At 44.4% G+C, this 21,227-nt stretch carries 21 protein-coding genes and 1 pseudogene; 20 read left to right on the top strand and 2 right to left on the bottom strand.

The features are described from left to right. Positions 1-298: 298 nt before the first annotated feature. The 17 genes from AB5170_RS08270 to rpsA all read left to right on the top strand — a co-directional run bounded on the left by AB5170_RS08270 (position 299) and on the right by rpsA (position 17,365). The gene (locus AB5170_RS08270) at positions 299-2,047 is read left to right on the top strand and encodes an ABC transporter ATP-binding protein (protein WP_148461980.1); all 1,749 of its coding nucleotides are present in this window, start codon (positions 299-301) and stop codon (positions 2,045-2,047) included. 39 nt (positions 2,048-2,086) lie between these two features. Continuing rightward, on the top strand, positions 2,087-3,115 hold the full coding sequence (locus tag AB5170_RS08265; RefSeq protein WP_173717744.1) for a molybdopterin-binding protein: 1,029 nt from the start codon (positions 2,087-2,089) through the stop codon (positions 3,113-3,115). Further along, positions 3,097-3,222 (top strand): DUF6783 domain-containing protein, encoded by a 126-nt coding sequence (locus AB5170_RS08260; RefSeq protein WP_368356998.1) that lies wholly within the window; start codon positions 3,097-3,099, stop codon positions 3,220-3,222. The genes AB5170_RS08265 and AB5170_RS08260 overlap by 19 nt, the downstream gene beginning before the upstream one ends. Then, a complete protein-coding gene (locus tag AB5170_RS08255; protein ID WP_118578029.1) occupies positions 3,194-3,982 on the top strand; it encodes a metallophosphoesterase in 789 nt (262 codons plus the stop codon). The genes AB5170_RS08260 and AB5170_RS08255 overlap by 29 nt, the downstream gene beginning before the upstream one ends. Positions 3,983-3,999: 17 nt before the next feature. Beyond that, the gene (locus AB5170_RS08250; protein WP_118578030.1) at positions 4,000-4,791 is read left to right on the top strand and encodes a ScpA family protein; all 792 of its coding nucleotides are present in this window, start codon (positions 4,000-4,002) and stop codon (positions 4,789-4,791) included. 3 nt (positions 4,792-4,794) lie between these two features. Continuing rightward, on the top strand, positions 4,795-5,364 hold the full coding sequence (gene scpB, locus AB5170_RS08245) for an SMC-Scp complex subunit ScpB (RefSeq protein ID WP_173772335.1): 570 nt from the start codon (positions 4,795-4,797) through the stop codon (positions 5,362-5,364). Positions 5,365-5,496: 132 nt separating this feature from the next. Next, positions 5,497-6,294, top strand: a complete 798-nt coding sequence (locus tag AB5170_RS08240) for a zinc dependent phospholipase C family protein (protein ID WP_173772333.1) — start codon at positions 5,497-5,499, stop codon at positions 6,292-6,294. A gap of 153 nt (positions 6,295-6,447) precedes the next feature. Then, the gene (locus AB5170_RS08235) at positions 6,448-7,776 is read left to right on the top strand and encodes a D-alanyl-D-alanine carboxypeptidase family protein (protein WP_233456020.1); all 1,329 of its coding nucleotides are present in this window, start codon (positions 6,448-6,450) and stop codon (positions 7,774-7,776) included. Between the two features lie 172 nt (positions 7,777-7,948). Further along, positions 7,949-9,385, top strand: a complete 1,437-nt coding sequence (locus AB5170_RS08230; RefSeq protein ID WP_148461985.1) for an acyl-CoA carboxylase subunit beta — start codon at positions 7,949-7,951, stop codon at positions 9,383-9,385. 14 nt (positions 9,386-9,399) lie between these two features. Further along, the gene (locus AB5170_RS08225; protein WP_173772331.1) at positions 9,400-10,134 is read left to right on the top strand and encodes an OadG family transporter subunit; all 735 of its coding nucleotides are present in this window, start codon (positions 9,400-9,402) and stop codon (positions 10,132-10,134) included. An 18-nt stretch (positions 10,135-10,152) separates the two neighbouring features. Beyond that, on the top strand, positions 10,153-10,521 hold the full coding sequence (locus tag AB5170_RS08220; protein ID WP_118578036.1) for a biotin/lipoyl-binding carrier protein: 369 nt from the start codon (positions 10,153-10,155) through the stop codon (positions 10,519-10,521). A 16-nt stretch (positions 10,522-10,537) separates the two neighbouring features. Beyond that, entirely contained in the window at positions 10,538-11,686 is a 1,149-nt protein-coding gene (locus AB5170_RS08215) for a sodium ion-translocating decarboxylase subunit beta (RefSeq protein WP_173772330.1), read from the top strand. Between the two features lie 87 nt (positions 11,687-11,773). Continuing rightward, on the top strand, positions 11,774-13,186 hold the full coding sequence (locus AB5170_RS08210; protein ID WP_173715969.1) for an oxaloacetate decarboxylase subunit alpha: 1,413 nt from the start codon (positions 11,774-11,776) through the stop codon (positions 13,184-13,186). 239 nt (positions 13,187-13,425) lie between these two features. Continuing rightward, entirely contained in the window at positions 13,426-14,703 is a 1,278-nt protein-coding gene (locus AB5170_RS08205) for an NAD(P)/FAD-dependent oxidoreductase (RefSeq protein WP_368361828.1), read from the top strand. A 60-nt stretch (positions 14,704-14,763) separates the two neighbouring features. Beyond that, a complete protein-coding gene (gene cmk, locus AB5170_RS08200; protein WP_368361827.1) occupies positions 14,764-15,432 on the top strand; it encodes a (d)CMP kinase in 669 nt (222 codons plus the stop codon). 3 nt (positions 15,433-15,435) lie between these two features. Then, the gene (ispH, locus tag AB5170_RS08195) at positions 15,436-16,305 is read left to right on the top strand and encodes a 4-hydroxy-3-methylbut-2-enyl diphosphate reductase (RefSeq protein ID WP_148461991.1); all 870 of its coding nucleotides are present in this window, start codon (positions 15,436-15,438) and stop codon (positions 16,303-16,305) included. Continuing rightward, positions 16,286-17,365, top strand: coding sequence for a 30S ribosomal protein S1 (rpsA, locus tag AB5170_RS08190; RefSeq protein WP_118578042.1), 1,080 nt, complete (start codon positions 16,286-16,288; stop codon positions 17,363-17,365). The genes ispH and rpsA overlap by 20 nt, the downstream gene beginning before the upstream one ends. 1 nt (position 17,366) lies before the next feature. Here the strand turns inward: rpsA and AB5170_RS08185 are convergent. Next, positions 17,367-17,543, bottom strand: a pseudogene (locus tag AB5170_RS08185) (DUF6783 domain-containing protein); the annotation flags it as partial. A 55-nt stretch (positions 17,544-17,598) separates the two neighbouring features. On the opposite strand from AB5170_RS08185, the gene AB5170_RS08180 reads away from it, so the two are divergent. Further along, positions 17,599-17,676 carry a DUF6783 domain-containing protein gene (locus AB5170_RS08180; protein WP_334285302.1) on the top strand — a complete coding sequence of 26 codons (78 nt, stop codon included), beginning with the start codon at positions 17,599-17,601 and terminating at the stop codon, positions 17,674-17,676. Positions 17,677-17,748: 72 nt separating this feature from the next. On the opposite strand, the gene AB5170_RS08175 is transcribed toward AB5170_RS08180, so the two are convergent. After that, positions 17,749-18,771, bottom strand: coding sequence for a ribonuclease H-like domain-containing protein (locus AB5170_RS08175; RefSeq protein ID WP_227200514.1), 1,023 nt, complete (start codon positions 18,769-18,771; stop codon positions 17,749-17,751). 132 nt (positions 18,772-18,903) lie between these two features. Here AB5170_RS08175 and AB5170_RS08170 point away from each other — a divergent pair, with 132 nt between their 5' ends. Both AB5170_RS08170 and rsxC read left to right on the top strand, forming a co-directional pair. Then, a complete protein-coding gene (locus AB5170_RS08170) occupies positions 18,904-19,794 on the top strand; it encodes a hypothetical protein (protein WP_195589829.1) in 891 nt (296 codons plus the stop codon). Positions 19,795-19,894: 100 nt separating this feature from the next. After that, entirely contained in the window at positions 19,895-21,220 is a 1,326-nt protein-coding gene (gene rsxC, locus AB5170_RS08165) for an electron transport complex subunit RsxC (RefSeq protein ID WP_368361830.1), read from the top strand. Positions 21,221-21,227: the final 7 nt, after the last annotated feature.

Genomic DNA, 21,227 nt, shown 5'->3' with positions numbered 1-21,227 from the left:
GATTTTCACCTTTGCCCCTAAAAAGTTACTGTTCACTGGTAACGTTCCGCGAGGCGTTTTTTGTGAACAAAGTTCACAGAAAACCCGAGAATTGCGGCGCGAAATCATGCGAATGCATGATTTCTGTGCATCGCGAAGCGCGTTACTGTGAACGGAGTGAACAGTAACCCTAAAAATAGTTATACAAATTACAGAAGCATTTTGACAAAACAGTCCTCGTCGGTTTATAATAAACTCTGTATGAAAATTTTTGCTGATGTCTTACAAAAATATAGCAGCAAAAGCGGAGGAGAATCATATGAAACAAGAGAAAAAACAGCCTGGCAGATTAAAGATGCTTGCAGGCTATTATAAACCATATAAGGGACTGTTTTTTGCAGATCTTTTTTTTGCATTCCTTGGGGCTGCAGTGACACTTGTCATTCCACTGATGGTTCGTTATATTATGAATTCCATAAGTGAAATGCCAGCGGCTGAAGCGAAGACCATGATTTTGAAAATCGGGGTGGGAATGCTGGTACTGATCCTGGTGCAGCTTGGAAGCCGTTATTTTATCACCTATTATGGACATATGATGGGGGCTTACATTGAGCATGATATGCGAAACGAGATATTCAGCCATTACCAGAAGCTCTCTTTTGCATTTTATGATAATCAGAAGGTCGGTCAGCTTCTTTCCAGGATCACAAGTGATCTTTTTGATATTACAGAGCTTCTCCACCATGGACCGGAGGATATTCTGATCTCAGTGATCAAGCTGTTCGGAGCACTGATCATTCTTATGAATGTGAAGCCGCAGATGGCACTGCTGTGCTTCGCAGTTGTAATTATTATGCTGATCTATGCACTGATTTATAATAAAAAGATGAAAAGTGCATTTAAGGAAAACCGTGTGCGCATGGGCGAGATCAACAGCCAGATCGAGGACAGTCTTTCCGGAATCCGTGTGGTAAAATCTTTTGGAAATGAGAAGCGTGAGATTGAGAAATTCCGTAAAGGAAATGAGCGTTTTGTGGATTCCAAGCGTGTGACTTACCGCTATATGGCAGGTTATCATGCAGGCATGGATGCGTTTACCACACTGATCACAGTTACTGCACTGGTTTCCGGAGCCATGTTCCTGGCAGCAGGAGATTTAAGCGCCACAGATCTTGTGACTTTTCTTTTGTATATTAACAATTTTACAGAGCCGGTTACCAAGCTGGTAAACTTTACCGAGCAGTTCCAGAACGGCTACAGTGGTTATGACCGCTTCCTGGAAATGATGTCCATTGCGCCGGATATTGAGGATGCGCCGGATGCCGTTTCTATGGATCATGTAAAAGGAGATATCCGTTTCGAAAATGTTTCTTTCCACTATGAAGACCACAATGAGAAAGTGCTTTCTAACGTAAATCTGGAAGTGAAGCCCGGTGACTATGTTGCCCTTGTAGGCACCTCTGGAGCTGGAAAGACTACCCTTTGCAGCCTGATCCCCAGATTTTATGATGTTTCATCTGGTGCCATTTATCTGGATGGAAAAGATATCCGAAAGATCAAACTGAAGGATCTTCGTAATCAGATTGGAATTGTGCAGCAGGATGTATACCTGTTTGCAGGAAACATTATGGAAAATATCAGATATGGCCGTCCGGACGCTACCGACGAGGAAGTCATCCGCGCAGCCAAGCTTGCCAATGCTCATGATTTTATTATGGAAATGCCGGATAACTATGGCACAGACATTGGACAGCGTGGCGTGAAGCTTTCCGGAGGACAGAAACAGCGTCTTTCCATTGCGAGAGCGTTTCTGAAGAATCCGCCGATCCTGATCTTTGATGAGGCAACATCCGCCCTGGATAACGAAAGTGAGAAGGTAGTGCAGCAATCTCTGGAACGTCTTGCCAAAGACCGAACCACCTTCGTGATCGCCCATCGTCTTTCCACAATCCGCAATGCCAGAAGGATCCTGGTGCTGACCGAAGATGGAATTGCAGAAGAAGGTACACATCAGGAGCTGATGGAGAAGGACGGCGTATATGCGAAACTTTGCAAAGCCGGATTGTGATCGTAAACAGCAATTATATGCGAAAGGATGAATTGCAGAATGAAAGAAATAAGAACCGAAGACGCAGCAGGCCAGATCCTCTGCCATGATATTACACAGATTATAAAGGATGAGAAGAAAGGCGTTCTGTTTTCCAAAGGACATATTGTGAAAGAAGAGGACATTCCGCTGCTCCTTTCTGTTGGAAAAGAACATCTTTTTGTGTGGGAAAAGAAAGAGGGAATTCTTCATGAAAATGAGGGCGCTGATATTTTGTATAAAATCTGTGCAGGAGATTCCATGCATGGAACTGATGTGAAAGAAGGCAAGATCGAACTGGTAGCAGACGAGGACGGAGTTCTGAAAATCCGCAGAGATGCCCTTCTGGCAGTGAATTCTCTGGGGGAGATGATGATTGCTTCCCGCCATGGGGACTTCCCGGTAAAAAAAGGAGATAAACTGGCTGGCACCAGGATCATCCCTCTTGTAATCGAAAAAGAAAAAATGGACAGAGCTGTGGAAGCCGCTGGCCCGGAACCGATTTTTTCCATTCTTCCCTATCATTTTAAAAAGGTTGGAATCGTTACAACTGGAAGCGAGGTAAAAAAAGGTCTGATTCAGGATACTTTTACCCCTGTATTAAAAGAAAAGCTTTCTGAGTACCCCACTGAGGTGATCGGTCAGACGACTCCAGGAGATGACAAGGCACAGATCACAGACGACATTATGGAATTTATTAACCAGGGTGCAGACATGGTAGTCTGCAGCGGCGGTATGAGTGTGGATCCAGATGACCGTACACCTGGAGGAATCCGTGATACAGGAGCCAGAGTTGTTACTTACGGTGCACCGGTACTGCCAGGAGCCATGCTTCTCATCGCTTACTATGAGAAAGAGGGCAAATGCATCCCAATCCTTGGGCTTCCTGGATGTGTCATGTATGCGAAGCGTACTGTATTTGACCTGGTTCTGCCAAGAATCATGGCAGACGATGAAATTTTCCCGGAAGAAGTTGCTGCATACGGAGAAGGCGGTCTCTGCCTGAGCTGCAAAGTCTGTACCTTCCCCAATTGTGGATTTGGAAAGTAAGCAGGGCCTGGGGCGTGCAGATTGCAGAAGGCCTTTTTCAAACACGCTCTGGAAATTACAAAGTATTTAAGGAGATTTATGGAAAAATTTCGAACTGTAACCTATGAAGTCCATAACCCGAAAATAAAAAAAAGCGTGCGCTTTGCTGTTCTTGCAGACCTTCACGGAAGCATTTTCGGCGAAGAGAACAGTGCTTTGCTGAAAAAAATCCAGGAAAATGACCCCGATGCCATTCTTCTTGCCGGAGACATGGTGGTCCGGATGGATCCTTCCACCCTGGAAACTGCCAGAAAACTGCTTTGTACACTGGCGAAGAACTTCCCCATCTTTTACGCCATGGGAAACCACGAAACCAAAATGAAAGCCAAAGGGCACCTTTATCGGAATGAGTACCTGAAATATCAGGCAGAGTTGAAACAAAAAGGAATCTGTTTTCTGGCAAATGAGAAGAGCAAAGTTGTTCTGGCTGGCAATTCCTTTGTGGTAAATGGACTGGAACTTCCACTGGAATACTATCACAAGCCTTTTTCCCCGAAGCTAACTTCTGAAAAAATGGAAGAGCTTATGGGAAAGCCAGATCCGGAAGCCATAAATATTCTTCTTGCCCATAACCCAAAATATGGCAGAACCTATTTCCACTGGGGGGCAGACCTGATTCTGTCTGGACATTACCATGGCGGTGTGCTCCGTTTTTCCAGACATGTGGGAGCCATCAGTTCCCAGTTTATACCTTTTCCAAAATACTGTTGCGGCGATTTTTACAAAAATGGCAAATGTATGATCGTAAGTGCAGGCCTTGGGGAACACACAGTGCCTCTTCGGATCCATAATCCAAGAGAGCTGATTTTTATAGAAATGAAACCGTAAGGGAGAGAGGAAAGCGCATGGCAATTCCCGTAAAACTGAATGTTTTTGAAGGACCGCTTGATCTGCTCCTTCACCTTATTGATAAAAATAAAATTGATATTTATGATATACCGATTGTGGAGATTACGGATCAGTATATGGAATACATTCACGCTATGGAAAAAGAAGATCTTGGAGTTATGAGTGAGTTTATGGTCATGGCAGCCACACTTCTGGATATCAAGTGCCGGATGCTTCTTCCAAAAGAAATCAATGAAGAAGGAGAAGAGGAGGACCCCAGAGCGGAACTGGTTCAGAAACTTCTGGAATATAAGATGTATAAATATATGTCTTATGAGCTGAAGGACAAAATGGACGATGCCAGCGGCGTTTATTTCCGTGAGCCGGATGTGCCAAGGGAGGTGCTTCAGTATCGGGAGCCAGTGGATCCCTCAGAACTTCTGGCTGGTCTTACTCTTGAGAAATTAAACGCCATTTACCAGTCGATCATCAGGCGGCAGGACGACAGACGAGATCCTATCCGAAGTCAGTTTGGAAAAATTGAGAAGGAAGAAGTCAGTCTTTCTGATAAAATGCTGGAGATGAAAGAATTTGCAAAGACTCACAGGAAATTCAGTTTTCGGGACCTGCTGAAAAAGCAGTGCTCCAAAGTACAGGTAATCGTTACCTTCCTTTCCGTGCTGGAACTGATAAAAATGGGACACATTCATGTGGTTCAGGAAGAGATTTTTGATGACATTCAGATCAATGTTGTGACAGAGCCGGAAACCTGGAAGAATCTGACAGAATTTGCAGAGGAAGAAGGATAGTGTATGGAAATTAAACGATTAGAAGGTGCCGTTGAGGCAGTCCTGTTTGCGATGGGTGAATCTGTGGAACTAGGTCAGATTGCGAAAGCAATCCAGCAGGATAAGCCAACTACAGAAAAACTACTCCATAATCTGATGGATAAATATAAGGATGAGGGAAGGGGAATCCAGATCATTGAGCTGGAGGGCTCTTATCAGCTGTGCACCAAACGGGATTACTATGGCTGTCTGATCCGGATTGCCATGCAGCCTAAGAAACCTGCCCTTACAGATGTTATGCTGGAAACGCTGTCTATTATAGCCTATAAGCAGCCTGTGACAAAAGCTGAGATTGAAAAGATCCGGGGAGTAAAAAGCGATCATGCAGTAAATAAGCTGGTTGAGTATAATCTGGTAAAGGAGCTTGGACGTCTTGATGCACCTGGACGGCCGATCCTTTTCGGCACTACAGAAGAATTTCTTCGCACATTTGGTGTGCAGGGTCTGGAAGAGCTGCCGGCTGTGGATCCGGTAAAAATGGCGGATTTTAAGGCTGAGGCAGAAGAGGAAGTACAGCTGAAGCTGGATATATAAGACAGGACAAGTAAGCTACGGATAAACTGCAGACGATATGACAGGACAAGTAAGCTGCGGATAAACTGCAGACAATGAAACAGGACAAGTAAGCCGCAGATAAACTGCAGGCGATAAGACAGGAGAGAAAAAATGCCCACAACATATGCACATGATTTGTTTGGTCAGAAAGTATACAGGCAATTGCCCGATCAAGTGAAAGAAATTATTCGGAAAAACGGTGAACTGTATCGGATCGGTCTTCACGGACCGGATATTTTCTTCTATTATTTTATTTTTAAGAATCACGTAAGCAGTGTAGGATACCGTATGCACAAAGAAAAAGCCCGGGCATTTTTCGCCCAGGGAATGGCGCAGGTCAGAGAGACTGGTGATGAGGCGCTTCTTGCCTATCTTCTTGGCTTTGGCTGTCATTATCTTCTGGACTCTTCCTGTCATCCTTTTGTCAATGAAATGAATGATAAGGGCAGAATTTCCCACAGCCTTCTGGAAATTGAATTTGACCGCTTCCTTATGGGAGAAAATGGGAAAAATCCATATGCCTTTTATCCTTCTGATTGTATCAAAGCAAAACGCAAAAATGCGGAGGAAATCCACAAGGTTTTTCCTCTTGTAAAAACAGGAGATATTCTTCTGAGCCTTAAACTGATGAAATTTATGACAAATCTGCTGGTATGTGACGATGGCGGGACGAGACGGGCGCGTCTGGCGAAGCTTTCCAGCCTTGGAGGAAGAAGAGCACAGTCTGCTTTGATCGATCACTATATGATGGCTCAGCCGGCAGGTGGCAGCAGGGAACCTGTGGAACAGCTGAATACATTGTTTGAAAAAGAGGTGAAAGAGGCACCGGCAGAATTGCTGGAGCTGTATCAGCTTTCCCAGGAGGACATGCTGTTGTCTGAGCGATGGAATCTGACTTACAATGGTTAGCTGTGATATACAAACTGAAAATTGAACCAATTTCAGGAACAGGTATTTCTGTAAGATACCTGTTCTTTTTATCAGGCAAAACTTGTAGAGTGAGCTTTGCATAGTTTGGGACAGGTCCGCGTAAAATACTATAAACGGAATGTGGGGTGGACTATGAAAAGCAGATACAGATTCTTTTGTTTTACACTGACTTTTGTACTTGTTTTATGCACTGCTGCCCAGGTGTCAGGAAGCACTGGCACAGATGAAAAAAAGGCTGTCAGCTCCATTGTGCAGATGATACCGGCAGCTGTTGATATGAAAGAAACAGACGGACCTGGAAATCTCTATGCCTTATCCGCCGTTCTTATGGATGGGGATTCTGGCCGGGTACTGTACGAAAAAGAGGGCTATACAGCTCGCCCAAATGCCAGTACCACAAAGGTAATGACCTGTATCCTTGCACTGGAAAAGGGCTCCGGTGATGATTATGTAATGGTGTCAGAAAATGCGGCCTCTCAACCAGAAGTAAAGCTGAATTTAAAGGAAGGGGAGCAGTATTACCTGGAAGATCTTCTTTATTCTTTAATGTTGAAAAGCCATAATGATACGGCTGTGGCAATTGCTGAACACATTGGCGGTTCTGTGGAAGGGTTTGCAAAAATGATGAATGCAAAAGCAAAGGAGATTGGCTGCACGAACACTCATTTTGTTACGCCGAACGGTCTTGACAGTGCAGATGCAGGAGGCATTCATCAGACTACCGCAAGAGATCTGGCTTTGATCATGAGCTATGCTGTGAAAAATAAAGCATTTCTTCATATCACACAGACCAGGGATTATTCTTTTTCTGATATTACAGGAAAACGTCAGTTTTCCGTCCATAATGCAAATGCATTTCTTGATATGACTCCGGATGCCATTTCAGGAAAAACCGGTTTTACAGGAAATGCGGGTTATTGTTATGTGGCAGCCTGTGAAAATGAGGAAAGAAAATTTATTATTTCCCTTCTTGGCTGCGGCTGGCCGAATAATAAGACATATAAATGGAAAGATGCCATGAAACTGCTGGAATATGGCAAAGCAAATTTTCACAAGGAAACCTATTGGCAGGAGCCGGAGATTCCGGCTATACCAGTAAAGGATGGGACTGACGAAAGCAGCGGGAAAGAATCTGGTAAGGAAAATCAGGAAAATTCCGGGAGAATTTTCACAGAAACTGGGACAGGTTTCGCAGATGTATATATAAATGGCCGGATTCAGGCATCTGATTCTGACAAAAAGAAACAGATCCTTCTGAAAGAAGGGGAAAAGATTACCTGCCATCTGCGTATTGAGAAAAATTTGACAGCACCTGTGAAAAAGGGGCAGAAAATTGGTCAGGTCACTTTTTGTCTTGGAGAACTTGTCCTGGATAACTATTTTGTGACAGCAGATCGCAATATTGTCAAAATCACCTATTTATGGTGCGCAAACAAGGTGTTTCATGACTTTTTTCACTAAAAAGCCTGACGGAATATGTATGATATATAAAAAAATCCCCCGAAAATCGAGGGATTTTTTTGCATAAAAACACGGAAAACTATTGAAAAATTGTGTGAAAAAATGTACAATTAGAATCGGCAGAATTTTTGGTTATACTTTTAAATTATTATAAAATGGAGGGCAAGAAAGAATGAGTAACGCAACACAAAGTTTAGCGGGCACAAGAATCACTTCTTTGCTTGACGCGAACAGTTTTGTTGAGATCGGCCAAAGTGTAACAGCCAGAAATACAGATTTCAACATGACTGAGAAAAAAGCACCTTCAGACGGTGTTATTACCGGATATGGTGTAATCGATGGAAATCTGGTGTATGTGTACAGCCAGGATGTTTCCGTACTGAACGGAACCGTTGGTGAAATGCATGCCAAGAAGATTACCAGACTTTATGATATGGCTATGAAGACCGGTGCTCCGGTGATCGGCCTGATCGATTGTGCAGGTCTCCGTCTTCAGGAGGCAACTGACGCATTGGAAGCATTCGGTGAAATTTATATGAAACAGACTCTGGCATCCGGACTGATCCCACAGATCACAGGTATCTTCGGTACCTGCGGTGGTGGTATGGCACTTGTACCGGCACTGACAGACTTCACATTTGTTGAAGAGAAGAAAGGCAAACTGTTTGTAAACACCCCGAACGCCCTTGAAGGCAATCACGTTTCCAAATGTGACACATCCTCTGCCAGATTCCAGAGCGAAGAGACAGGTCTTGTAGACGGAATCGGCACTGAGGACGAGATCCTTGGAAAAATCCGTGAACTCGTAACATATCTGCCATCTAACTGCGAAGACACTGATTCTTACATGGAGTGCACAGACGACCTGAACCGTGTATGCGAGGATATTGAGAACTGCACAGGCGACACAGCCATTGCACTTTCCAGAATCGCTGATAACGGCCAGTTCTTCGAGGTAAAAGCTGACTACGGCAAGAGTGTTGCTGTTGGATTTATCAGACTGAACGGCGCTACCGTTGGTGCTGTTGCAAACAGAAGCGAGAGCTATGATGCAGAAGGCAAAAAGGTATGGGAGTCTGATGGTACCCTTAGTGCACGCGGTGCAAGAAAAGCAGCAGAGTTCGTAAAATTCTGTGACGCTTTCGAGATCCCGGTACTTACTCTTACAAATGTAAACGGCTTTAAGGCTACTGTATGTGGCGAGAAGATGATGGCGAAATCTGTCGGAGCACTGGTTCATGCATTTGCAGACGCTACTGTTCCGAAGGTTAACGTTGTGATCGGCAAAGCATTTGGAACCGCTTACACAGCTATGAACAGCAAAGCAATCGGTGCAGACATGGTATACGCATGGGAGAACGCAGAGATCGGTATGATGGATGCTGACCTTGCAGCCAAGATCATGTATGCAGGCGATGACGCAGCAGCTCTTACTGAGAAAGCAGCTGAGTACAGAGAACTTCAGAACTCTGTTTCCTCTGCAGCAGCAAGAGGATATGTTGACACCATTATCAGCCCGGCTGATACAAGAAAATATGTGATCGGTGCATTTGAAATGCTGTTCACAAAAAGGGAAGAACGTCCGTCCAAGAAACACGGCACGGTCTAAGCGAGGTGGAGCATATGAAACAGATTTTTAAGAAAGTATCCTCCCTTTGCACAGTACTTCTCATGATGGCAGTTCTCACTCTTACCGGAGCTTCCTCCGTATGGGCAGCTGATGAGGTAGATGACTCGGTAAAGCAGACTTTGGTCACTACTGCTGAGGGACTTACCGATACCATCATTGCTCTCAGTGATGAAGATATTGAGAATTATACCAAGTCATCTGATGAGTTTACTGTTGGTGCAATGACTGCATGGGCAGGCTCCAAGGATGAAGTTGGGGCTTTAAAGGAGAGAACCGGAGAGACAGAGGTGAAGGCTTCTGACGACGGATATACTGTTACTGTACCGGTCTCCTTTGAGAAAGCAGATGCAAATTTCGTTTATATTTTCGATGCTTCTACAGGAGCACCTACATCCCTTACTGTTGATGTACAGTACTCCATGGCTGAGACCTTAAGAAGAGCTGTTATGAATACTATCATGGGTATTGCAATCGTATTCATCGTTCTTATTTTCCTGAGCTTCCTGATCTATCTGTTCAGATTCATCCCGAATCCGGAAGCAAAGAAAAAAGCTCAGGCTGCAGCAGCCCCTGCCCCTGCACCGGTGGCAGCACCAGTGGAAGCAGCAGAAGCAGACGATACAGAACTGATCGCGGTTATCGCAGCAGCAATTGCAGCAGCTGAGGGAACCACTACAGATGGATTCGTTGTTCGTTCCATCCGCAAAATCAATCGTAAAAAGAGATAAATACAGGAGGATCCTAAAATGAAAAGTTATACAATTACCGTTAACGGAACAGCATATGAAGTAACTGTTGAAGAGACAGGAAGCGTTTCCGCACCAGCAGCTGCAGCTCCTGCAGCAGCTCCGAAAGCAGCACCGGCACCGAAGGCAGCTCCTAAAGCAGCAGCCGGAGCAGGCGCAGTTAAGGTTGCAGCTTCCGTACCTGGAAAGGTTCTGAAAATCGCAGCAAGCGTTGGACAGGCTGTAAAAGCCGGTGACAACATTGTAATCCTGGAATCCATGAAGATGGAGATCCCGGTTGTAGCTCCTCAGGACGGAACCGTTGCAAGCATTGACGTTGCAGAAGGTGCCTCTGTAGAAAATGGAGATACCCTGGCAACAATGAACTAAGTCGGGAGGTAATAGGATGTCTTACGTAGCAGACACTTTGTCCAACCTGATCCATCAGACCGCATTTTTTAATCTGACATGGGGTAACTACCTGATGATCGTGGTTGCTTGTGTATTCTTATATCTTGCCATTGCAAAGGGATTTGAGCCTCTGCTGCTTGTTCCCATTGCATTTGGTATGCTCCTTGTTAATATTTATCCGGACATTATGGCAAATCCGGAAGACATGTCCAACGGTGTTGGTGGTCTTCTTCATTACTTCTACATCCTTGATGAGTGGAGTATTCTTCCTTCCCTTATCTTTATGGGTGTAGGTGCCATGACAGACTTTGGTCCGCTGATCGCGAATCCGAAAAGCTTCCTGATGGGTGCTGCAGCGCAGCTCGGTATCTATATAGCTTACTTCCTTGCAATCTTCCTTGGATTCAATGGAAAAGCAGCAGCAGCAATCTCCATCATCGGTGGTGCAGATGGTCCGACCTCCATTTTCCTTGCTGGTAAGCTTGGTCAGACTGCTCTTATGGGACCGATCGCCGTGGCGGCATATTCCTATATGTCACTGGTTCCGATCATCCAGCCTCCGATCATGAAACTGTTTACTACTGAGAAAGAGCGTAAAATCAAGATGGAGCAGCTTCGTCCTGTATCCAAGCTTGAGAAGATCCTCTTCCCAATCGTAATCACAATCGTTGTCTGCATGATTCTTCCGACAACAGCTCCTCTGGTTGGTATGCTTATGCTTGGTAACCTGTTCAGAGAGTGCGGCGTTGTAAAACAGCTTACAGAGACAGCTTCCAATGCACTTATGTACATCGTAGTTATCCTTCTTGGTACATCTGTTGGTGCTTCCACAAGTGCAGAGGCATTCCTGAATGTGGATACTTTGAAGATCGTTGTATTAGGTCTTGTGGCATTTGCATGTGGTACTTTCGGCGGTGTTATGCTCGGAAAGATTATGTGCAAGCTTACAGGCGGCAAGATCAATCCGCTTATTGGTTCCGCCGGTGTATCTGCGGTACCTATGGCAGCCCGTGTTTCCCAGAAGGTTGGTGCTGAGGCAGATCCTACCAACTTCCTTCTGATGCATGCAATGGGACCAAACGTTGCCGGTGTTATCGGTACAGCCGTTGCTGCCGGAGCATTTATGGCTATTTACGGAATCTAATAATGATACCAGAAATTCGGATTTTTCCCGGCTTTCTATAGTGAAACCGGGAAGTCCGGATGAACTAAATAAATAAGGAGAACAATTATGGCAGAAATTGAAAAAAAACCTGTTAAAATTGTGGAAACCATTCTGCGTGATGCACATCAGTCCCTGATTGCAACCCGTATGACAACAGAGCAGATGCTTCCAATCGTTGATAAACTTGATAAAGTAGGCTACCATGCAGTTGAGTGCTGGGGTGGTGCTACTTTCGATGCAAGCCTTCGTTTCCTTCATGAGGATCCGTGGGAAAGACTTCGTAAATTACGTGCAGGATTCAAGAACACAAAGCTGCAGATGCTTTTCCGTGGCCAGAACATTCTTGGATACCGTCCATACGCTGATGATGTTGTAGAGTATTTTGTTCAGAAATCTCTGGCAAATGGTATCGATATCATCCGTATTTTCGACTGTATGAACGACCTTCGCAACCTTCAGACTGCTGTACATGCTGCAAACAAAGAGCATGGCCATGCACAGGTTGCTCTTTCCTATACACTTGGTGATGCGTATACTCTTGAGTACTGGACAAGCATTGCGAAACGTATCGAGGAAATGGGTGCAGACTCTATCTGTATCAAAGATATGGCCGGTCTTCTTCTTCCATATAAGGCAACTGAGCTTGTTACAGCCCTGAAAGAGACTGTTAAGATCCCGATCGATCTTCATACACATTACACCTCTGGTGTAGCTTCCATGACTTACTTAAAAGCTGTTGAAGCTGGTGTTGATATCATCGATACTGCAATGTCTCCATTTGCACTGGGTACTTCCCAGCCTGCAACTGAGGTTATGGTTGAGACCTTCAAAGGCACTCCATATGATACCGGATTTGATCAGCAGCTTCTTGCTGAGATCGCAGACTACTTCCGTCCAATGCGTGACGAGGCTCTTGAGAGCGGCCTTCTGAATCCGAAGAACCTTGGCGTAAACATCAAGACTCTTCTGTATCAGGTACCGGGTGGTATGTTATCCAATCTTACTTCCCAGCTGAAAGAGCAGCATGCAGAAGACAAGTTCTATGATGTTCTTGAGGAAGTTCCGCGTGTGCGTAAAGACCTTGGTGAGCCGCCGCTTGTTACTCCGTCTTCCCAGATCGTTGGTACACAGGCTGTATTTAACGTTCTCATGGGCGAGAGATACAAGATGGTTACCAAAGAGACAAAAGATGTTCTCAGCGGAAAATATGGTGCTACAGCAAAACCATTCAATCCAGAAGTTCAGAAGAAATGTATCGGTGACACACAGCCGATCACATGCCGTCCGGCAGATCTTCTTGAGAATGAGCTGGGCAAACTTGAAGGCGAGATGGCACAGTATAAAGAGCAGGATGAGGACGTTCTGTCCTATGCACTGTTCCCACAGGTTGCTACTGACTTCTTCAAGTATCGTCAGGCTCAGGAGAAAAAGGTGGATGAGACTGTTGCTGATACCAAAAACGGAGCATATCCGGTTTAATCAGTGAGGAATAAGGATTTCTATGGGACAGGTTATATGCTGATCCTATAGAAATTACGACGAAAGACACGTGCAGAGAAGGTTTTTGCACGTGTCTTTTTAAAAAATATACACAAAACTGTTTGAATCCGGTATGAAAAAAATATTCTACAGTGGGCAAATATCGCCAGGGGCGGCTGGTCACAACCTGGGAATTCCGCAGAAAAAGGTTTTCGAACAGATTTATGAAAGGTATCTAAATGAGTAAAATATTGATCGTAGGCGGCGGAGCTGCTGGAATGATGGCCGGTGTTTATCTGGCAAGGGCAGGACATGAGGTCCACATTCTGGAGAAAAATGAGAAACTTGGAAAGAAAGTGTATATTACAGGAAAAGGCAGATGCAATGTTACAAATAACTGTGACACGGAAGAACTGTTCCGGGCAGTTATGTCTAACCCGAAATTCCTGTACAGTGCTTTCTATTCTTTCACGCCCCAGGATGTAATGGAATTCTTTGAAGAAGCGGGAGTTCCACTGAAGACAGAGAGAGGCAACCGGGTTTTCCCTGTGTCTGACCATTCTTCAGATATTATCCGCGGTCTGGAACGGGAACTTAAGAAAGCTGGTGCCCATATCCATCTTCGCACAGAGGTGAAAACGGTGAAGGTCAGTCCCTATGAGGAACCGGACGTGGATGAGAAAAAGGCACATCACAGCCGGGTAACAGGTGTAGAACTGGCAGATGGAAGTTTTATGGAGGGCGATCATGTTCTGGTTGCCACTGGAGGGCTTTCCTATCAGTCAACAGGCTCTACAGGTGATGGCTATCGCTTTGCAGAGGAAACCGGCCATAAAGTAAAGGAGCTTTCTCCGTCACTGGTTCCTCTTAAGACAAAAGAGGATTATATCCCAAGACTTCAGGGACTTTCCTTAAAAAACACCGAACTTACGATTAAGTCAGGCAAAAAGGTGCTCTTCCGGGATTTTGGTGAGATGATGTTCACCCACTTTGGCGTGACAGGCCCCATGATTTTATCTGCAAGCGCACATATTGGCAAACAACTGCAGAAATCCGGAGAACTGAATGCTTATCTGGATCTGAAGCCTGCCCTTACCATGGAACAGCTGGATGCCAGGATTCTGCGGGAATTTGAGGCAGGACAGAATAAACAGTTTAAGAATGTGATCGGCGTACTTTTTCCATCATCCCTTACACCTGTCATGCTGGAACTGGGTGGTATTTCTCCGGAAAAAAAGATACACGATATTTCCAGGGAAGAAAGAATTCACTTTGAAGAACTGGTGAAAGCTTTCCCATTTACCATCAATGGAATGGGAGAATATAAAGAAGCAGTTATTACAAGAGGCGGTGTTTCTGTGAAGGACATTCAGCCGGGAACTATGGAATCCCGAAAGGTAAAAAATCTCTATTTTATTGGAGAAGTGCTTGACCTGGATGCGGTAACCGGTGGCTATAATCTTCAGATTGCCTGGTCAACTGCGTATCTGGCAGCCATGGCATTGAAAAATGGATGAAAATCTGTTATAAATGTAAGAAGTGAAAAAACTGCGATTTAAGAGGAGGTAACAGAGAAAATGGGATGTAACATTGCCATTGACGGGCCGGCAGGAGCAGGCAAAAGCACAATTGCAAAGAGAGTGGCAAAGGAGCTGTCTTTTATCTATGTAGATACAGGCGCTATGTACCGCGCCGTAGCACTTTATCTGCTGAGAAATGAAATTGACGGAACAGATGCGGAAGCAGTTGCAGATAACTGTCAGAGCGCTGAGGTTTCCATTCGATATGAAAATGGAGAGCAGGTTGTAATTCTTAACGGTGAGAATGTAAATCAATATATCCGTACGGAAGAGGTTGGAAACATGGCATCCAAAACATCTGCAAACCCGGCGGTAAGGGCACATCTTCTCAATCTTCAGAGAAATCTGGCAGCAAAGAACGATGTTGTAATGGATGGCAGGGATATTGGAACTGTAGTTCTTCCGGACGCACAGGTGAAGATTTATCTTACTGCCAGCGTGGAGACCAGAGCTAAGAGGCGTTATGATGAATATCTTGCCAAGGGCGAGAGTGCTGATCTTGAAGAAATCAAGAAAGACATTGAAAACCGGGATCATCAGGATATGACAAGAGAAATTTCTCCTCTTCGCCAGGCTGAGGATGCAGTGCTTGTGGATTCTTCTCTTATGAACATTGATGAAGTGGTAGCTGCGATCCTTGGAATTTACAAAGATAAGGTGGAATAAACCATGGAAGTAAAAGTTGCAAAAACAGCAGGCTTTTGCTTTGGCGTGCAGCGTGCAGTAGATAAGGTATATGAACTGATCGACAGCTGTCCGGACAGGCTTTTTACCCTGGGCCCCATCATCCACAATGAAGAAGTGGTAAATGATCTGGAAAAGAAAGGTGTCCGTGTTGCTTCAGAAGAAGAACTGAAAACTCTTCCAGAGGGCAGCACCGTAGTGATCCGCTCACACGGTGTTGGAAAAAAAGTCTACGATCAGCTGGAAGAGTGCGGCCTTTCCTATGTGGACGTGACCTGTCCTTTTGTCCTGAAGATCCACCGGATTGTGGAAAAGGAGAGCAAAGCCGGTTCCCATATTGTGATCATTGGAGATCCGGATCATCCTGAGGTTGTGGGAATCTGCGGCTGGTGTATAGGACCATATACTGTGATCCGCACCAAACAGGACGCACTGGATTTCGTGCCTCCGGAAGGCAAAAATGTGTGCATTGTGTCGCAGACCACATTTAATTATAATAAATTTAAAGATTTAGTTGAAATTCTCCGCAAAAAGAGGTATGATAATACTGTTTTAAATATTCTTAATATTTTAAACACTATTTGTAATGCTACCGAAGAACGGCAGAGAGAAGCAAAGAGCATAGCCGGAGAGGTAGACACTATGTTAGTCGTAGGAGGCCGACATAGTTCCAATACTCAAAAGCTGTTTGAAATATGTAAAAAGGAATGTGAAAATACTTACTATATACAAACACCTGTAGACTTGGATTCAGATATGTTCCAATGCAGTAGTTATGTAGGTATTACAGCAGGGGCTTCAACCCCAAAGAAAATTATTGAGGAGGTTCAAGAACATGTCAGAATTAAGTTTTGAACAGATGCTGGAAGATTCCGTAAAAACAATCAGAAATGGAGAAATCGTACAGGGAAAGGTCATCGATGTGAAAGAAGATGAAATTATCCTGAATATTGGCTATAAAGCTGATGGTATTATCACCAAGAGTGAATATAGCAATGATCCTTCCGTAGTACTCACAGACGCTGTACATGTAGGTGACTCCATGGAAGCCAAAGTGCTTAAGGTAAACGATGGCGAAGGCCAGGTTATCTTAACCTACAAGAGACTTGCTGCAGAGAAAGGCAATAAACGCCTTGAGGAAGCATTCGAGAACCAGGAAGTATTAAAGGCTCCTGTAACTCAGGTACTTGACGGTGGATTATGTGTTAACGTTGAGGAGACACGTGTATTCATTCCTGCAAGCCTTGTTTCCGACACATATGAGAAAGATCTCAGCAAATATGCTGATCAGGAGATTGAGTTCGTTATCACAGAGTTCAATCCAAGAAGACGCCGCATCATTGGTAACCGCAAACAGCTTCTTGTTGCTGAGAAAGCTAAGAAACAGCAGGAGCTTATGGAGCGTATCCATGTTGGCGATACAGTAGAGGGTGTTGTTAAGAACGTCACAGATTTTGGTGCATTCATCGATCTGGGCGGCGCTGACGGACTGCTTCACATCTCTGAGATGTCCTGGGGCAGAGTAGAGAACCCGAAGAAAGTCTTCACAGTTGGTGAGACTGTAAAGGTTATGATCAAAGATATCAAGGGCGAGAAGATTGCTCTTACAATGAAATTCCCAGAGGAGAATCCATGGCTTACAGCTGCTGAGGATTTCGCTGTTGGAAACGTAGTAACTGGTAAAGTTGCACGTATGACAGACTTCGGTGCATTTGTTGAGCTTGCACCTGGCGTAGATGCACTTCTTCATGTATCTCAGATTTCCAGAGAGCACGTTGCAAAACCATCTGATGTGCTTACAATCGGACAGGAAATCCAGGCTAAAGTTGTTGATTTCAATGGCGAAGACAAGAAGATCAGCCTTAGCATGAAAGCTCTTGAGGCTCCGGCTGAGGAAGAGTCTGTAGAGGAATAATTTAACCAAGAGGGAAGTGTTGTGCATTTCTCTTATCCCATGTAACTAACCGCCATTCACAGGATTTGTGAATGGCGGTTAGTTTTGATATCATGAATATGATGTTGATAAAAAGACATTGTCTGTTAGAGCGTGTCTGGAAAAGGCTTTCTGCAAGATGTGCGTCACAATTTGCGGGAGATTTTGTCCGGATGAAGGCGCCGTAGCGAGCTACGACAACCGAATTCGGGTGAATCTCCCGCAAGTGGGGTGTTCAGATTGCGGGAATGATTTTTCAGATACGCTCTGGGGATGATGTCTTTTTTACGTGAGATTTTATATGCTTTGGAAGTTAGAGTATGTTTGAAAAAGGTTTTGGGAATTTTGAAATATAGGTTGAAAGTTTATTTTAATTTCCAAAATAAATATTCCAGGGTATGTATTAAATATTGCTTTTGCTTTTCTTCATTTTCCAGAAATTCCTCTGTGCATGGAAACCAGGTATAACAGGTCTCTCTTGTAGCAGATTTTTTCAGTCCTTTTTCCATAAATTTGCTAATAGATTTAGGGACTGCCATGTCCTCTCCGGGCAGATAATCATAACTTTTGTAATCACTGTAATATTGGCGGATACGGCCATTTAAAGGCTTTACAAGGAGGCTTACCAGGTTGTCCTGACCTGTAATATAGAATTCTTCTGTGCCGTTAGAAAAGGAAGCGGGCAGGCTGTAATGGGGGTTTATCTGCAAAATCAGATTGTCCCCGTCAAAATCAGTTCCGCGAACAGTAAATGCACCATCCCTGAGCGCAAGATACCCCATCATCTTAAACACATCTCCAAGTCCGAGAAGATCTTCCATATTGTGTCCCATAACCGTATCCAGGTCTGTCTGCTCCTGGTGTGCCATATATTTTTTATAGATTTTAATGCATTCCCCGCCATTACAGTAAATGCGCTTCTGTTCTCCTAGAAAGGCTTCCATCTGTTCCTGCTTTAACCCTGGGAGCTTTAAAAATCCCTTCAGAGGGCGAAGCACTTTATACAGGTCAAAAGAAGAAATCCCCTCAAAAGGATCTGGTAGCTCATAGAATTTATAACGAGCCTGAAGGTAAGGCTGATCAAAAGAATCTCCATTGTATTGGATGGTACAGCTGAAATTTTTTATAAATTCTGAAAAAAACTCCAATAATGCTTTTTCTTCCCGGAAATCGGGTGCAAGCCACTGATATAGCTGCCAGGAACCAGATTCATAGCAAACTGCACCAATTAAATATAAAAAAGATGAATTTCGTCCCAATCCAGTGGTTTCAATATCATAAAATAATGGTGAAAAATTGACATCCTCAGCAGCATTTCCAGATAAATTTTTAACAGTCTCAAAGTCCGGAAAACCTTGTAAAATCGGCATTTTTTTAACAATCAGCATGTTTATACTCCTTTCATGGATTGTATTTAATTATACACAATTTTTTTATTTTTAGGTAGTGAATTTTTTCATAAAATGCGGTATAGTAGAATGTATAGAATAGTCAGAATATATAAAGAAAAGGAGAAACCTATGTGGGATTTAGCAATTAATGGAGTGGATTTCTATCACATTGCCAATTGGTTTTACATATACAGTTTTCTTGGCTGGCTTTGGGAAACCTGCTACGTGTCTGTGCGAAAGGGCAAATTGATAAACAGAGGATTTATAAATGGTCCCCTGTGTACCATATATGGCTGTGGAGCTCTTGCTGTATACTTGATTCTTCTTCCCATCAGTGATAATCTGCTTCTTTTATTTGTGGGTGGAGTTGTAGTCGCCACTGTACTGGAATATGTGACAGCAGTGTTGATGGAGAATATTTTCCACACATCCTGGTGGGATTACAGTGATAACAAGTTTAATTTCCAGGGACGTATCTGTCTGGGCTGTTCCCTTGGATGGGGGGTGTTTACCGTTGGGCTTTTCAGAGTGCTTCATCCGGTAGTTCAGGAATTTACAGAATTGTATACCAGAAGAACTGGAGAGGTGGCTGTCTGTGTAATTACAGTCGTTTACATTGTGGATTTTGCTTTTTCTGCAGCTGCCGCTTTCCATTTGCACGAGCGTATTCCTGCATGGGAGCAGGCACTGGATCAGATGCGTGCAGAACTGCTTGTACAGGCGCGTGAGAAGATGGAGAATCTGGAGGAGAGCAGCGGACTTTCCAGAGATAGAATCAAGAAACAGCTGGAGAATAAGCTGGGACGCCTTGATGATGTTGCACTGATCAAGGAACTGGAAGAGAAGAGAACTGCTATGATGTCAGATATCTCTGAAGAGCTTCAGAAGCGTAAAGAGGCTATGGCTGGAAAGGTCAGCCACAACATGCAGCGTTTTGTAAAGGCATATCCAAATCTGAACCGTGGATATAAGCTCCATAAGAAATATGGATTTGGCAGGAAAAATAAAGACGCTGAATAAATACTCAGACAAAAGTGATATTAATAATATAAATCAAACAGACAATAAATCAGGTTGCTGCAGACAAAAGAGTCAGTGATCAATAATATAAAGGCGGTGAATATTAGTGCGATTAACTTTTAAAGGAGGCGTACACCCCTTCGAGGGGAAAGAAATGTCAAAGGACTGCCCGGTGGAGAAATATCTCCCTAAGGCAGATCTGGCGTATCCATTGTCCCAGCACATTGGTGCTCCGGCGAAGCCTGTGGTTGCAAAGGGGGACCACGTGCTTGCAGGCCAGATGATCGCAGAAGCAGGCGGATTTGTATCTGCCCCTGTTCATGCTTCTGTATCCGGTACGGTGAAAGGCATCGAGAAACGTCTGACAGCTACCGGAAGTATGGTAGATTCCATTATAGTGGAGAATGACGGACTGTATGAAGAGGTGGAATTCCACCCGGCAGATCCGGCTTCGCTTACCCGTGAGGAGATTATCGGAAGGATTCGCGATGGCGGTGTAGTAGGTCTTGGTGGTGCAGGCTTCCCCACACATGTGAAGCTTTCCCCCAAGGAGCCTGACAAGATTGAATACATATTGGTGAATGGTGCAGAATGTGAGCCCTATCTTACAAGTGATTACAGGCGCATGATGGATCAGCCGGAGAAGGTTGTGGAAGGACTGAAAATCGTAGTCGGACTTTTTCCAAATGCAAAGGGTTGTATCTGCATTGAGGACAATAAGCCGGATTGTATTGCCAGAATGAAAGAACTGGCTGCCGGAGTCCCGAATATCGAAGTAAAAGAACTGATGACCAAATATCCCCAGGGTGGTGAGCGTACCCTGATCTATGCAGTGACAGGAAGAGAAATCAACTCATCCATGCTTCCAGCAGATGCCGGATGTATTGTAGATAATGTTGAAACAATATGCAGTATTTATGACGCAGTGGCACTTGGAAGACCGATCATGAAGCGGATTTTCACAGTAACTGGTAAGGGCATCAACCGTCCGGCACATTTTGAAGTCTGTACAGGAACGGATATGGCCGAACTGATCGACGTAGCCGGTGGCCTGAAGGAGCATGCCGGTAAGGTGATTTCCGGCGGTCCTATGATGGGATTTGCTATGTATGATCTTCATGTACCATGTGTGAAGACCTCTTCTTCCCTTCTGTGTATGCAGAGTGACCCGGTATCAGATGCGAAAGAGGAAGAGACAGCCTGCATTAACTGCGGACGCTGTGTAAGTGTCTGTCCCGGACATGTGATTCCGGCAAGACTTGCGACCTTTGCACAGCGCGGCGATATGGAGAGCTTCCAGAAGTTTGATGGAATGGAATGCTGTGAATGCGGCTGCTGCAGTTACATCTGTCCGGCCAAACGTCCGCTGACCCAGAGCATTAAGTCCATGCGTAAAATGGTTCTGGCAAGCAGGAAGAAGAAATAATAAGGGG

The sequence above is a fragment of the Ruminococcus sp. RTP21484sp1_RTP21281st1_A8_RTP21281_210402 genome, assembly GCF_040914025.1.
Taxonomy (GTDB): domain Bacteria; phylum Bacillota; class Clostridia; order Lachnospirales; family Lachnospiraceae; genus Blautia_A; species Blautia_A faecis.
Note: the sequence above shows the minus strand (reverse complement) of the source record. Positions and strands in the feature narration are given on the sequence as shown.

What these genes read in the sequence shown, in the direction of transcription:
- AB5170_RS08270 (WP_148461980.1), top strand. Translation starts at nt 299, where the DNA reads ATGAAACAAGAGAAAAAACAGCCTGGCAGATTAAAGATGCTTGCAGGC.
- AB5170_RS08265 (WP_173717744.1), top strand. Translation starts at nt 2,087, where the DNA reads ATGAAAGAAATAAGAACCGAAGACGCAGCAGGCCAGATCCTCTGCCAT.
- AB5170_RS08255 (WP_118578029.1), top strand. Translation starts at nt 3,194, where the DNA reads ATGGAAAAATTTCGAACTGTAACCTATGAAGTCCATAACCCGAAAATA.
- AB5170_RS08250 (WP_118578030.1), top strand. Translation starts at nt 4,000, where the DNA reads ATGGCAATTCCCGTAAAACTGAATGTTTTTGAAGGACCGCTTGATCTG.
- scpB (WP_173772335.1), top strand. Translation starts at nt 4,795, where the DNA reads ATGGAAATTAAACGATTAGAAGGTGCCGTTGAGGCAGTCCTGTTTGCG.
- AB5170_RS08240 (WP_173772333.1), top strand. Translation starts at nt 5,497, where the DNA reads ATGCCCACAACATATGCACATGATTTGTTTGGTCAGAAAGTATACAGG.
- AB5170_RS08235 (WP_233456020.1), top strand. Translation starts at nt 6,448, where the DNA reads ATGAAAAGCAGATACAGATTCTTTTGTTTTACACTGACTTTTGTACTT.
- AB5170_RS08230 (WP_148461985.1), top strand. Translation starts at nt 7,949, where the DNA reads ATGAGTAACGCAACACAAAGTTTAGCGGGCACAAGAATCACTTCTTTG.
- AB5170_RS08225 (WP_173772331.1), top strand. Translation starts at nt 9,400, where the DNA reads ATGAAACAGATTTTTAAGAAAGTATCCTCCCTTTGCACAGTACTTCTC.
- AB5170_RS08220 (WP_118578036.1), top strand. Translation starts at nt 10,153, where the DNA reads ATGAAAAGTTATACAATTACCGTTAACGGAACAGCATATGAAGTAACT.
- AB5170_RS08215 (WP_173772330.1), top strand. Translation starts at nt 10,538, where the DNA reads ATGTCTTACGTAGCAGACACTTTGTCCAACCTGATCCATCAGACCGCA.
- AB5170_RS08210 (WP_173715969.1), top strand. Translation starts at nt 11,774, where the DNA reads ATGGCAGAAATTGAAAAAAAACCTGTTAAAATTGTGGAAACCATTCTG.
- AB5170_RS08205 (WP_368361828.1), top strand. Translation starts at nt 13,426, where the DNA reads ATGAGTAAAATATTGATCGTAGGCGGCGGAGCTGCTGGAATGATGGCC.
- cmk (WP_368361827.1), top strand. Translation starts at nt 14,764, where the DNA reads ATGGGATGTAACATTGCCATTGACGGGCCGGCAGGAGCAGGCAAAAGC.
- ispH (WP_148461991.1), top strand. Translation starts at nt 15,436, where the DNA reads ATGGAAGTAAAAGTTGCAAAAACAGCAGGCTTTTGCTTTGGCGTGCAG.
- rpsA (WP_118578042.1), top strand. Translation starts at nt 16,286, where the DNA reads ATGTCAGAATTAAGTTTTGAACAGATGCTGGAAGATTCCGTAAAAACA.
- AB5170_RS08175 (WP_227200514.1), bottom strand. Translation starts at nt 18,771, where the DNA reads ATGCTGATTGTTAAAAAAATGCCGATTTTACAAGGTTTTCCGGACTTT.
- AB5170_RS08170 (WP_195589829.1), top strand. Translation starts at nt 18,904, where the DNA reads ATGTGGGATTTAGCAATTAATGGAGTGGATTTCTATCACATTGCCAAT.